The organism is Micromonospora sp. NPDC003776, assembly GCF_053605645.1.
Window position 1 is genome coordinate 1 of record NZ_JBSGJR010000137.1, and the last position, 12,897, is coordinate 12,897.

8 protein-coding genes are annotated in these 12,897 nt (G+C 73.4%); 3 read left to right on the forward strand and 5 right to left on the reverse strand.

The window, feature by feature from the left end; all coding sequences use genetic code 11:
* Positions 1-489: class I SAM-dependent methyltransferase (locus ACWEVO_RS14125; protein WP_452307939.1), on the reverse strand; the 489-nt coding region annotated here is incomplete at its 3' end.
* A gap of 161 nt (positions 490-650) precedes the next feature.
* On the opposite strand from ACWEVO_RS14125, the gene ACWEVO_RS14130 reads away from it, so the two are divergent.
* Complete coding sequence (locus ACWEVO_RS14130; protein ID WP_452307940.1) at positions 651-2,765, forward strand: DNA gyrase/topoisomerase IV subunit B; 2,115 nt, start codon at positions 651-653, stop codon at positions 2,763-2,765.
* Positions 2,766-2,796: 31 nt separating this feature from the next.
* A complete protein-coding gene (locus tag ACWEVO_RS14135; RefSeq protein WP_452307941.1) occupies positions 2,797-5,286 on the forward strand; it encodes a DNA gyrase/topoisomerase IV subunit A in 2,490 nt (829 codons plus the stop codon).
* 89 nt (positions 5,287-5,375) lie between these two features.
* Here ACWEVO_RS14135 and ACWEVO_RS14140 read toward each other — a convergent pair whose 3' ends face one another.
* The 4 genes from ACWEVO_RS14140 to ACWEVO_RS14155 form a co-directional block, all read right to left on the reverse strand.
* Complete coding sequence (locus ACWEVO_RS14140) at positions 5,376-6,722, reverse strand: uracil-xanthine permease family protein (RefSeq protein ID WP_452307942.1); 1,347 nt, start codon at positions 6,720-6,722, stop codon at positions 5,376-5,378.
* A gap of 103 nt (positions 6,723-6,825) precedes the next feature.
* Positions 6,826-8,055 (reverse strand): glycosyltransferase family 2 protein, encoded by a 1,230-nt coding sequence (locus ACWEVO_RS14145; protein WP_452307943.1) that lies wholly within the window; start codon positions 8,053-8,055, stop codon positions 6,826-6,828.
* Positions 8,052-9,515, reverse strand: a complete 1,464-nt coding sequence (locus ACWEVO_RS14150) for a glycosyltransferase family 39 protein (RefSeq protein ID WP_452307944.1) — start codon at positions 9,513-9,515, stop codon at positions 8,052-8,054. Before ACWEVO_RS14150 ends, ACWEVO_RS14145 begins: the two co-directional genes overlap by 4 nt.
* Positions 9,516-9,684: 169 nt before the next feature.
* Positions 9,685-10,317, reverse strand: a complete 633-nt coding sequence (locus ACWEVO_RS14155) for an alpha-ketoglutarate-dependent dioxygenase AlkB (RefSeq protein WP_452307945.1) — start codon at positions 10,315-10,317, stop codon at positions 9,685-9,687.
* A gap of 168 nt (positions 10,318-10,485) precedes the next feature.
* Here ACWEVO_RS14155 and ACWEVO_RS14160 point away from each other — a divergent pair, with 168 nt between their 5' ends.
* A complete protein-coding gene (locus tag ACWEVO_RS14160) occupies positions 10,486-12,456 on the forward strand; it encodes a hypothetical protein (protein ID WP_452307946.1) in 1,971 nt (656 codons plus the stop codon).
* Positions 12,457-12,897 lie beyond the last annotated feature (441 nt).

The window sequence follows — 12,897 nt, forward strand, 5'->3', positions numbered from 1 at the left end:
GCGCGCAATGACATCGGGCTTGCCGTCCCCGCTGAAATCGCCCGGGGACGAAATCACATCAAAGTTCGACCAGTTGTTGCTGATCGCCGCACCGGCCTGCACGTTCATGCTCTCCAGCACCAGGTCGAACGCGTCGAGCCAGGCCGCCGGCGGATCGAGCAGGTCGGCGGTCTCGTACCGGACCGGGGAGCCGGCGTGCCGGCGGCGGGCGGTCCGTACCGCGGTGGGGGAGATGTCGAAGGCCACGGTGGCGAAGCCCAGCCGGGCCAGGTGCTCGGCGTCCCGGCCGAAGCCGCAGCCGACCACCAGGGCACGCCGGCCGACTCCGTCCGGTCGGGTCCGGTCGGTCCACTCGGCGAGCAGTGAGTGCGGGGCGTCCCGGTCCCAGGGCACCGCCGCCGCGCCCCGTTCGGCCTCGGCGTAGAGCCGCTCGAACCGTACCCGCGGGTCGTCCCCGACGGCCTCCGGGGAAGATATCCGGCTGGTCACGTCGTTGTCCTGCACGGGACGCCTCCTCGCTCCAGCGCCCACCGGAGGGCGGCTGCGTGGATCCCGCCGGAGCGTAACCGGACAACGCACCGCACGGGTGCCACAGCTCTGTCGGAGCGCCGGGCTAGGCTCGCTCCGGCGCGCCGCGCGTGGCGATCGACGTGGGAGTTCGACACGGTGTGCGGCACCACACCGCCGAGACCTGGGAGTACGACCAGTTGACCGCACAGCCTGAGACCCTGTACGGGGCCGACGACCTGACGCACCTGGAGGGCCTCGATGCCGTCCGCAAGCGCCCCGGCATGTACATCGGCTCCACCGACAGCCGTGGCGTGGGTCACCTCGTCAACGAGATCCTCGACAACTCCACCGACGAGGGTGTCGGTGGTCACGCCACCAAGGTCGAGGTGATCCTGCACGCCGACGGCTCGGTGCAGGTCGACGACGACGGCCGGGGCATCCCCACCGACGTGCACGCCAAGTCCGGCATCTCCGGCGTCGAGCTGGTGCTGACCCGGCTGCACGCGGGCGGCAAGTTCGGCGGCTCGGGTTACAAGACCTCCGGCGGCCTGCACGGCGTGGGCGCCTCGGCGGTCAACGCGCTGTCCCGGCGGTTCGACGTCACCGTCCGCCGCGGCGGCAAGGTCCACTCGATGTCCTTCCGGCACGGCGTGCCGGGAGTCTTCGACGGGGACGGTCCGGAGGCGCCGTTCACCCCCGGCCCCGGCCTGCAGATCGTCGGCGCGATGAAGCGCGGCCAGCGCACCGGCACCTCGATCCGCTGGTGGCACGACCCGCGATACTTCGAGACCGGGGCGCGGCTGGACACCGAGGCGGTCCGGCTCAAGCTGCGCAACACCGCCTTCCTCGTCCCCGGCGTGGCGTACACGCTCCGGGACGAGACCGGCGAGCAGCCCGTCGAGGAGAAGTTCCACTTCCCGAACGGCCTCACCGACATGGTGGAATACCTCGCCCCCGCGGGCGACCGGCCGGTCTCCGGCACGCTGCTGGTCACCGGCGAGGGGACGTACCGGGAGAACGCCGCCGACGCCAACGGGGTGATGCAGTCCAACGTGCAGCGCCGGGCCGAGGTCGAGGTGGCCCTCCGCTGGGGCACCGGCTACGAGCGCACCGTCGAGTGCTTCACCAACACCATCCGCAACGCGCACGGCGGCACCCACCGCAAGGGCTTCGAGCGGGCCCTGGTGCGGACCCTGGCGGAGGCCGCCCGCAACACCCGTGGCCTGCTCAAGCCCAAGGAGGACGCGCCCACTCTGGACGACGTCCTGGAGGGCATGACCGCGGTGGTGCACGTGCGGATCCCGGAGCCGCAGTTCACCTCGCAGACCAAGGACGAGCTCTCCACCGCCGGCATCACCAAGGTGCTCCAGGGGCTGGTCGAGCAGCACCTCAAGACCTGGCTGGAGGATCGCAGGACCAAGGCCGAGGCCCGTACGGTGCTGCAGAAGATCGTCGACGCGGCCCGGGTCCGGCTCACCCAGAAGCAGCAGAAGGACGCCGCCCGGCGCAAGACCGCCCTGGAGGGCGCGTCCATGCCGGCCAAGCTGGTCGACTGCCGGGCCACCGGGGTGGACCGCAGCGAGCTGTTCATCGTCGAGGGCGACAGCGCGCTCGGCACCAGCCGGATGGCCCGCTCCTCGGAGTACCAGGCGCTGCTGCCGATCCGCGGCAAGATCCTCAACGTGCAGAAGGCGAACCTCCAGCAGGTGCTGGACAACGCCGAGTGCGCGGCGATCGTGCAGGTGCTCGGGGCCGGGTCGGGGCGGACCTTCGACCTCTCCGCGATGCGCTACGGCCGGGTGCTCATCATGGCCGACGCGGACGTCGACGGCGCACACATCCGCACCCTGCTGATCACGCTCTTCGCCCGCTACATGCGGCCGCTGATCGAGGCCGGCCGGCTCTACGCGGCGATGCCGCCCCTGCACAAGATCACCACCAGGGGACGGAACCCGCAGACGATCTACACGTACACCCAGGCCGAGATGGAGGCGACGGTCCGCAAGCTGGAAAAGGCCGGCAAGCAGATCGTCACCCCGATCCCGCGGTTCAAGGGTCTCGGCGAGATGGACGCCGACGAGCTCTGGGAGACCACCATGAATCCGGCCACCCGGGCGGTCCGCCGGATCACCCTCGACGACGTCGAGGCCGCCGAGCGGATCCTCGAACTGCTCATGGGCGAGAAGGTCGAACCGCGCCGCAACTGGCTCATCGAGTCGGCCGACCGGGTCGACCGCGAAGCCATCGACGCCTGACCACCGGGTTCTTCGAAGGGAAAGCTGAACCATGGCACGCCGCAAGGACGACCGCGTGAAGGCGGACCTCTCCGCCTTCGACCAGGCCGGCGCCCGGGTCTTCGACAACCCGCTGGTCACCGAGGTCTCCGACTCCTACCTGGAGTACGCCTTCTCGGTCATCCACTCCCGCGCCCTGCCCGACGCCCGGGACGGGCTGAAGCCGGTGCACCGGCGCATCCTCTGGTCCATGTACGAGCAGGGCCACCGCCCCGACCGCGGGCACGTGAAGTCCGCGCGGATCGTCGGCGACGTGATGGGTAAGTACCACCCGCACGGCGACGCGGCGATCTACGACGCGATGGTCCGGCTCGCCCAGGACTTCTCGCTCAACGCGCCGCTCATCGACGGGCACGGCAACTTCGGCTCCCCGGACGACGGGCCGGCCGCCGCGCGTTACACCGAGGCCCGGATGTCCCGGGAGGCGATGCTGCTCGTCGGCGAGCTGGGCGAGGACACCGTCGACGTCGAGCCCAACTACGACGGCTCGCTCACCCAGCCGACCGTGCTGCCGGCGGCCTTCCCCAACCTGCTGGTCAACGGCGCGTCCGGGATCGCCGTCGGCATGGCCACCAACATGATCCCGCACAACCTGGGCGAGATCGTCCAGGCGGCCCGCTGGCTGATCAACCACCCGGACGCCACCCTGGACAAGCTCATGGAGTTCGTCCCCGGCCCCGACCTGCCCACCGGCGGGCTGCTGCTCGGCCTGGACGAGGTGCGTCGGGCGTACGAGACCGGGCGCGGCGTGGTGCGGATGCGCGCCCGGGTGGAGATCGGCCCGCTGGAGGGCAGCCGGGGCCGGCAGGCGATCACCGTCACCGAGCTGCCGTACGGCGTGGGCGCGGAGAAGGTCATCGCGGCCATCACCACCGAGGTCAACAAGACCAAGCGGCTGGCCGGCATCGCCGACGTCAAGGACCTCACCGACCGGGAGAACGGCACCCGGCTGGTCATCGAGTGCAAGGTCGGGGTCAACCCGCAGGCGCTGCTGGCCGACCTCTACCGGCTCACCCCGCTGGAGCAGTCCTTCGGCGTGAACAACCTGGTCCTGTTCGGCGGCCAGCCGCAGACCCTGGGGCTCAAGGCGCTGCTGGAGGTCTTCATCAACCACCGGTACGAGGTGGTGACCCGGCGCAGCGCGTACCGCAAGCGCAAGCGCGAGGAGCGGCTGCACCTGGTCGACGGTCTGCTGATCGCCCTGCTCGACATCGACAAGGTGGTCAAGCTGATCCGCGGCAGTGAGGACGCCCAGGCCGCCAAGGACGGCCTGATGCAGAAGTTCAAGCTCTCCGAGATCCAGGCCGGCTACATCCTCGACACCCCGCTGCGCCGGCTCACCAAGTACGACCGGCTGGAGCTGGAGGCGGAGCAGGAGAAGCTGCGCGGCGAGATCGCCGAGCTGTCGAAGATCCTCGACGACGCGAAGGTGCTGCAGAAGGTGGTCTCCGACGAGCTGGCCGCCGTGGTCAAGCAGTTCGGTGCCCCGCGCCGCACCACCCTGGTCGACGGCGACCTCAAGGAGGTGCTCGCGGCCTCCGTACCGGCCGGGCCGCTGGAGGTGGCCGATGACCCGTGCCAGGTCATCCTCTCCGCCACCGGGCTGGTCGCGCGGACCGCGGCGGAGTCGGAGGAGGCCGCCGAGGCGCGCCGGCGCAGCGGCCGGGTCAAGCACGACGCGGTACGTGCGGTGGTGCACTCCACCGCCCGGGGTCGGGTGCTCCTGGTCACCAGCGCCGGACGCGCCTTCAAGATCGACGTCCTGCCGCTGCCGGTGCTGCCCGAGCAGTCCGGCACGGTGTCGCTGCGCGGCGGCATGTCCGCCGCCGAGCTGGTGCCGTTGCAGCCCGGGGAGACCGTGGTCGGGCTGGCGCCGCTCGGCGCGCCCGCCGAGGGATCACCGGGGCTGGCGCTCGGCACCCGGCAGGGCGTGGTCAAGGTGTGCGCGCCCGAGTGGCCGGTCCGCTCGGACGAGTTCGAGGTGATCTCGCTGCGCGACGGCGACGAGGTGGTCGGGGCGACCTGGCTCACCGACGGGTCCGAGACGCTGGCGTTCGTCTCCTCCGAGGCGTCGCTGCTGCGCTTCGCGGCGTCCCTGGTCCGGCCGCAGGGCATCAAGGGTGGCGGCATGGCCGGCATCAACCTGCCGGGGGAGGCGACGGTGGTCTTCTTCGGCGCGGTCCGCACCGACGACCCGTCGCACGGGGAGCCGATGGTGGTCACCTCGACCGGCGCCACGGTCAAGGTGACTCCGTTCAAGGCGTACCCGGCGAAGGGGCGGGCCACCGGCGGCGTGCGCGCGCAGCGGTTCCTCAAGGGCGAGGTGGATCTGTCGGTGGCCTGGGTCGGCCCGCGCCCGGTCGGCGCGACGGCCAACGGTGACCCGGTCGAGCTGCCTCCGGCGGACCCGCGCCGCGACGGCTCCGGCTTCGCCGTGATGCTGGGCCCCACGGTCGTCGGCCACCAGATCGAACGCGACTGACGATCGCCGGCTGTCCCTGATGCGGCATGTCGCGCCGTCCCGAACCGGGGAGGGCGCGACATGCCGTAGCTGGTTGCCGATCCGGCCGGTCAGAGTTCGGGTTCGGGGCCCCGGCGGGAAACGGCCGTGGTGCCGCGGAGGCGGGCGATCAGGCGCATGCCGTGGTAGGTGACGAGGGCCGCGGCGGTGCCCAGGGCGATGCCGTTGAACGACAGGTCGCCGGCGGTCAGCGTGTAGTTCGCCGCGCCGATGATCACCGCGACCGCCGCCGTCATCAGGTTGACCGGGTCGTGGAAGTCGACCCGGCCCTCGATCCAGATCCGGGCGCCCAGGATGGCGATCAGGCCGTACAGCGCGGTGGTCGCGCCGCCGAGCACACCGGCCGGCACGGTCAGGATCAGCGCGCCGAACTTCGGGCAGAGCCCGAGCAGCACCGCCGCCACCCCGGCCACCCAGTACGCGGCGGTCGAGTAGACCCGGGTCGCCGCCATCACCCCGATGTTCTCCGCGTACGTGGTGGTGCCGGAGCCGCCGCCGGAACCGGCGAGGACGGTGGCCAGACCGTCGCCGAGGAAGGCGCGGCCCATGTCCTTGTCCAGGTTGCGGGCGGTCATCGCGGCCACCGCCTTCACGTGCCCGGCGTTCTCCGCGACCAGCACCAGGATCACCGGGATGACCAGCACCACGGCGCGCAGGCTGAAGCTGGGCGTGTGGAACTGCGGCAGGCCCACCCAGGCCGCCTCCTTCAGCCCGGTCACCGCCTTCGGGTCGAGCTGGCCGAGGAGGGCGGCGAGCACCCAGCCGACCACCACGCCGAGCAGGATGGACAGCCGGGCCAGGAAGCCCCGGAAGAGCACCGTGGCGACCAGGATCGCGACCAGGGTGACCACCGCGATCAGCGGCTGCGCCTTCACCCCGGTGCCGCTGCCACCGCCGTCCCAGGCGACCGGGGCGAGGTTGAGCCCGATCAGCGCGACGATGGCGCCGGTCACCACCGGCGGCATCAACGCGTCGATCCACCGGGACCCGGCCAGCTGCACCACCACGCCGACCACGGCCAGCGCCGCGCCGGCCACCACGATGCCGCCCAGCGCCGCGCCGATGCCGCCGCCGGTCTTGGCGGCCAGCACCGGGGCGATGAACGCGAACGACGAGCCCAGGTACGAGGGCAGCCGGTTGCCGGTGATCAGCAGGAAGAGCAGCGTGCCCAGGCCGGAGAAGAAGAGCGTGGTGGCCGGCGGGAAGCCGGTGATCAGCGGCACGGTGAAGGTGGCGCCGAACATCGCCACCACGTGCTGCACGCCGATGCCGACCGTACGCGGCCAGGACAGCCGCTCGTCCGGGTGCACCACGTCGCCGGGGCGTACGGACCGGCCGTCGCCGTGCAGACTCCAGGGGGACCAGCGGGATCGTGGTTCGGTGGGGGACTGGGTCATGCTGCGCCCTTCGCGTCGTCAGGTGACGGGGGCGTGATCACCCTGAGAGTCGTTTGTAGCACGGCGCCCGCGTGACCTGCGGGGAGGGCGGTGCTCCGCCCGGTCAGCGGACGGTGAACGTGCGCCCCGGCTCCCGCTCCGGGCCGGCCTGCCGGACCAGCACGGGCACCGGGTGGGCGGGACGGAGGGTGAGCAGGCTGCCCACCAGGCCGGAGAAGAGCACCACCACGCCGAGCGCCACCGCCGTCGCCGACGGGAGCACCACCCGCAGCGTGGTGTGTGGGTCGAGATCGTCGAAGCCGACCAGCCCCCAGTGCCAGACCGCCGCCACCGTGCCCACCGTGCCGGCGGCGAGCAGCAGCAGGCCGATCGTCACGCTGGTCTCCAGCCGCAGGAACCGGATCCACCGGTCGGTGCTGCGCTGCGGGACCAGCCGCTCCTGCCGGCCGTAGATCTCGGCCAGCCCGCCGAAGATCGCCAGCTGCGCCCCGACCAGCACCATGAGGCAGGCGTACACCAGGCTGTTGACGTCCAGCTCGACCGCGCCGAGGTCGAGCGGCCCCGGGGTGAGGGCGCCCACCCCGACCAGCCCGAGCAGGGAGATCGCGAAGCCCGGCCGGACCAGCGTCTTGCGCGGCGCGAAGACCAGCAGGAACCGCAGGTGCCGCCAGCCGTCCCGCCAGGTACGCAGGTGCGGCGGCCGGGACCGGCCGTCCGGGGCGAGGGTGGTCGGCACCTCGACGATGTCGTAGCCGGCCAGCGCGGCGCGTACCACCAGCTCCGAGGCGAACTCCATGCCGGGCATGCAGAGGCCCAGCGCGCGGATCCGGTCGGTGTTGAAGCCGCGCATGCCGCAGTGGAAGTCGCCGACCCGGCCCAGCCCGAACAGCCGGCGGCCCAGCCAGCTCAGCACCGGGTTGCCCAGCCAGCGGTGCAGCGGGGGCATCGCGCCCTTGGCGATCCCGCCGCGGAAGCGGTTGCCCATCACCACGTCGTGCCCGGCCCGCAGCGCCTCGATGAACGGGCCCAGCTCCGACAGCGCGTACGAGTCGTCGGCGTCGGCCATGATGACGTACCGGCCGCGGGCCTGCTCGATGCCGTTGAGCAGTGCGCCGCCGTAGCCGCGGATGGGCGCGTGCACCACCCGGGCGCCGGCCCGCTCGGCGATCTCCTGCGACCCGTCGGTGGAGCCGTTGTCGGAGACCAGCACCTCCCCGACCACCCCGCACTCCGCCAGCGAGCGCAGCGCCTTGCGGACGCAGACCTCGAGGGTCTCCGCCTCGTTGAGGCACGGCAGCAGGACCGTCACCTCGATCTCCGGTTCGTTCGTCATCGTTCCCCGTGACTTCCAGTGACAGTGGATTCGAGTGGCTCCGGCTCGTCCTCTTCGGCCGGTGCGGGTGGCTCGGTCGGTGCGGGCGCCGACCGGAGCCGCTGCCAGCCGGCCGCCGCGGCGACCGGTAGGAAGGCGAGCGCCGGCAGGCCGTAGCGGTAGTCGAACATCGAGGTGGCGACGGAGAAGACCATGATCCCGACGCCGATGGCGGCGTAGCCGAGGGCGAGCACGCTCAGCCGCAGCTGCCCGCGCCGCGGCCAGAGCGCGCCGACCAGCGCGAGCAGGGTCATCGCCGCGGCCACCGGCGGCGGCGTGGTGCCGTACCGGCCGTAGGCGTGCAGGAAGCGGCTCGCCCCGTTCGCCGGCGCGTCCTGCGAGGGCGTCGGCCGCCAGTCGTAGTGTGGGTCCGCCAGCCGGGGCACGCAGTCGCGGTTCGCCGCCCAGTTGGTCGGCGCGAGCTGCGGCACCCACCAGTTGGCCAGGCAGGACTCCATCGGCCCGAGCCGGGGTGGCCAGAAGTAGCGGGCGGTGTCGGCGGCCACCTCGGCCAGGTAGTCGCCGGGCTGCTGGCGGATCACCGCCTGGGCGAAGGCGTCGAGGTCCTCCGGGCGTTGGACGTTGCGGATCGGGCTGTCCCTGTTCCAGATGAACCAGTCCGGCCGTTCCGGCCGCTGGTCCAGCGGCTGGGCGGGGCAGAGCCGGCGCAGTTCCGGGCTCAGCTCCAGCCGGTCGCAGTCGGCGAAGTGCGCGGTCCGTCCGTAGAGGAACCTGCCGCCCTCGGCGCCGAGCGTGTCCTTGACCGTGCCGACGTTCAGGAACACCACCCCGAAGAAGGCGAGGATGCCGAGCAGGTACGCCACCGGGGCCCGCCAGCCACGCCACGGGACCAGCAGGAAGAGCAGCAGCACGATGAGCCCGACGATCCCGGTCGGCCGGGTCGCCATGCCCACCGCGATCGCCACGCCCGCGCCGAACCCGGCCACCGGGCCGGGCCGCTCCCTGCGGGCGAGCACGAGCGCCGCGACGGCCAGCGCGGTGGTGAAGAGCGTCTCGGTGAGCAGGTACTGCTCGAGGGTCAGCTGCCGGGCGTCCAGCAGGATCGGGGCGGCGGCCAGCGTGGCCACCCAGCCGGAGGCGCCGAGCCGGCGGCGCACCAGCAGGTACGTGGCGACGCCGAGGGCCAGCCCGGCGAGGTGCTGGACGGCCACCAGGGAGGCGAACGTGCCGGTCCACTCGAACGCCTTGATCAGCCACGGGTACGTCCACCGTGCCGTCAGCTCCGGCCAGGCCTGCGAGTGGCGCACGTACGTGCCCGAGTCGCCCTGGAACCACAGCGCGGGCGGATAGGCGACCATCATCGTCACCCGCAGCCCGACACCCACCGTGAGCAGGACGACCAGGCCGAGATGGCGGCGGACGCGGCCGCCGAGAGTGTCCCCCGTGCCGACCGCAGGCACGGCCGACCCTCCAACATGCACGATGATCCCCCGATTACGCGCAAGACCGATGAGGCGCGGAAAAGCTAGCACGGCGGGCGCCCCGGATGGTGTCCCGAATCGCCGCTCGCGTTAACTCTGTGTTACCGGCTGAGGGTGCATCGGCCGGCCGGGCACCGCCCTCCGGCGGTCAGGCGACGCCGGCCGGACGGAACTGGACGCTGACCCGCGGCCCCACCGGGCGCGCGGTCTTGGGCACGGCGTGCTCCCAGGTGCGCTGGCACGAGCCGCCCATCACGATCAGGTCGCCGTGGCCGAGCGGGAACCGCAGGCTCTCGCCGCCGCCCCGGGGACGCAGCAGCAGGCTGCGGGGGGATCCGAAGGAGACGATCGCGACTACGGTGTCCGAGTGCGCGGAGCGGCCCAGCGTGTCGCCGTGCCAGGCGACGCTGTCCCGCCCGGAGCGGTAGAGGCACATGCCCGCGGTGACGAACGGCTCGCCCAGCTCCGGCGCGTAGTGCCCGGTGAGCGCGGTGCGAGCCGCGTCGAGGAGCGGGTGCGGCAGCGGCCGCCCGGCACCGTACCAGCAGAGCAGCCGGGGCACGTCCACCTCGGCGTCGTACATGGTGCGGCGCTCGGCCCGCCAGGGGACCTCCCGCAGCAGGGTCTCGAAGACCTCGTCCGAGCCGGCGACCCAGCCGGGGAGGTGGTCGACCCAGGCGCCCCGGCTCAGCGGGTGCCGCCGCAGCCGACCGGCCAGCGGGCCCAGCGACGCGGAGGCGCTGAGGTCGAGCATCGACGGCTGGTAGGCGGTGCCGGTCATGCCCCCACCCTACCCGGCCGGTTGGCACAGGTGTACGACCGGCGGCATCTCGTCGCCCACCCGTCACCTGGCGCACACGTGCGCGTCGCCGGCCGTCGCCGGGACCCGCCTAGCGTGGGGCCCCGCCGTCCGAGCCCCGGGCGGGTGGCATCCGAGGAGAGACGCCCCGTGCAGAGCAGCCCGACCCGCGTGCCGGCGGCGTCCCGCCCGGCGGCGAACCCCGACCGGCCGGCGCCGCCCGCGTCGCCGCGCCGCCCGTCCCACCGGGGTGCCGTCGTCGCGCTCGGGCTCGCCGCCGCCTGGCTGCTGCCCCTGCTGGCGTACGCGCTGGGCCTCGCCGCCGTGCTGCCCCCGCTGGTGCTGGCGCTGACCGCCGGGCTGCTGCGCGGCGGGCGTACCCTGCTCGACCGGCTGGTGCTCGGCACCGCCCTGCTGCTCGGCGTGGTCGCCGCCGCCGGCCTGCTCTTCTCCGCCTGGCCGTGGGGGCTGCACCCGGTGCCGGTGGCCGGCACCGCGTTCACCGTCCTGCTCGGCGTCGCCCTGACCACCGGCCGGCGCCCCCGCTGGCCCCGGCCCGCCGCGACCGACCTGCCTCCGCTGGTGGCGGCGGGGGCCGCGACGGTCGCGCTGGGCTGGCCGTACCTGCACGCGGGTGACCTGGCCGGGCGGCTGGCGTACGCGATGATCGGTGAGGACAACAGCCGGCACCTGGCCGCCGTGGAGGGGATCCGGGCGGTCGGCGGCTACCTCTTCACCGACCCGGATGCCGCCGCCCGGATCGCCCCGGCCGCGATGACCTGGTACCCGCAGGGCTTCCATCTCACCGCCGCGCTGCTGGACACCTTCCTGCGCTCGTCCACCGCCGCGGCCGACCCGGTCGGCGCGCTCGACCACTACCTCGGCTGGGCGCTGGCCGCGTACGCCCTGCTGGTGCTCGCCCTGGTCTGGGCCGCGACCCGGATCGCCGGACGGCAGCTGGACCTGGCCCGGACCTGGGCGGTCGCCGGCGTGGTGACCACGCTCTGCCTCGGCTCGGAGTTGGCCCGGTTCGTGGTGTACGGCTACCCGGGCGAGACCCTCGGCCTGGCGCTGTCCGCGCTGCTGGTCGCGCTGCTCTGCCGGCCGGTCGCCGGTACCGGCACCCAGCTCCTGCTGGTCGGCGCGCTCTGCGTGGGCGTCGGCTTCGCGTACCTGATGTTCCTGCCGGTGGTGGGGCTGCTGGTGCTGGCCTGGCTGGTCCGGCAGCGCCGCGCCGTGCTGCGCCGCCCGCTCCTGCTCGCCGGAGTGGCCCTGGTGGCCGTGCCGCTGACCCCGCTGACCAGCATCGGCGGCCTGCTCCACACCGACCAGATCGACAACGTCGCGACCGGTGGCGCGGTGGAGCCCCGCTACGACGCCCTGCTGGCGCTCACCGCGCTGGTCGGCGCCGGCCTGCTCGCCGGCGGCCTGCGGCTGCCCGTGTGGCGGCGGTACGCCGGCGCGCTCGGCGCCGCCCTGCTCTTCGTGCTCGGTGTCCGGATCTGGTTCCACGTGCTCGGCAGCGCGCCCCGCTACTACTACGGCAAGCCCCTGCACCTGCTGCTGATGCTGCTGCTGCTCGGCGTCGGCGCGCTGGCCCTGCTGCTGCCCCCGCCGTGGACCGTGACCGGCCGGCGGCCGGGACCGCGCGCCCGGCTGCTGGTGGCGGCGGCCGTCGTGGTGGCCGCGGCCGGCGTAGCCGGCCTGCCCCGGGGGACGGGCATCTTCGCCCAGCCGTTCGGCGGTCGCAGCACCACGTGGGCCTCGGCCTGGTGGTCGGGGACCCTGGCCCGGCCCCGCCCGGCGGACCTGACCGTACGGGCGCTCGCCCAGGCCCCGGTCGAGCCCGGCACGGTGACGGTGGTGGCCAGCGGGAAGCGGCGCGAGGGGTACCTGTGCAGCCTCTTCGTCGCCACCCTGCAGGGCACCGCCGGGGCGTCCGGACCCGCGTACTACAACCTGCCGCTGGCCGAGCCGGCCCGCTCGGCGGCCGTGGTGGCGGCGGTGCCCGGCCGGATCCACTTCCTCGCCGTCGACGACGACGCGGAGGCGGCGGTGCGCCGGCTGCTCACCGACCGCCCCGAGCTGCGCACCCGGGTGCGCCTCGACCGCCTGCGCTGACCCGTCCCCGGCCCAGCGCCCGGTCCACGCCCCGGCCGGGGTCGGTGCGCGGGTTGCGGCAGGTCGGGGTGTCCCGCCGGGCGGAAGGCGCGACCTGCCGCACGGCGAGTTCATCTCGCACCCTGGCCGCCCACCCAGGCCGCCCCGCTCAGACGGACCAGGTCATCGGGCCCGTCGGTCTGTGGACGAGCACCGCCCCGGGGACCGTGCTCGATCCGGGTGGATCGCGCCATCGGTGATCTCCCCAAGATCCTGCTCGATCCAGGAAGTAGTGGTCTCGGCGCACGCCGGAGGCCACTCGATCCAGGATCGAGCACCACCTCCCGCGCACCCGGACCACAACCACTCCTCGATCACCGCCGTCCCCGACGGGGCGCCCCGGGCGGTTGATCAAGGGGTTTGCGTCGGGTAGGGGGTGGATCCTGACGCAAACCCCTTGAT

What these genes read in the sequence shown, in the direction of transcription:
- ACWEVO_RS14135 (WP_452307941.1), top strand. Translation starts at nt 2,797, where the DNA reads ATGGCACGCCGCAAGGACGACCGCGTGAAGGCGGACCTCTCCGCCTTC.
- ACWEVO_RS14140 (WP_452307942.1), bottom strand. Translation starts at nt 6,722, where the DNA reads ATGACCCAGTCCCCCACCGAACCACGATCCCGCTGGTCCCCCTGGAGT.
- ACWEVO_RS14145 (WP_452307943.1), bottom strand. Translation starts at nt 8,055, where the DNA reads ATGACGAACGAACCGGAGATCGAGGTGACGGTCCTGCTGCCGTGCCTC.
- ACWEVO_RS14155 (WP_452307945.1), bottom strand. Translation starts at nt 10,317, where the DNA reads ATGACCGGCACCGCCTACCAGCCGTCGATGCTCGACCTCAGCGCCTCC.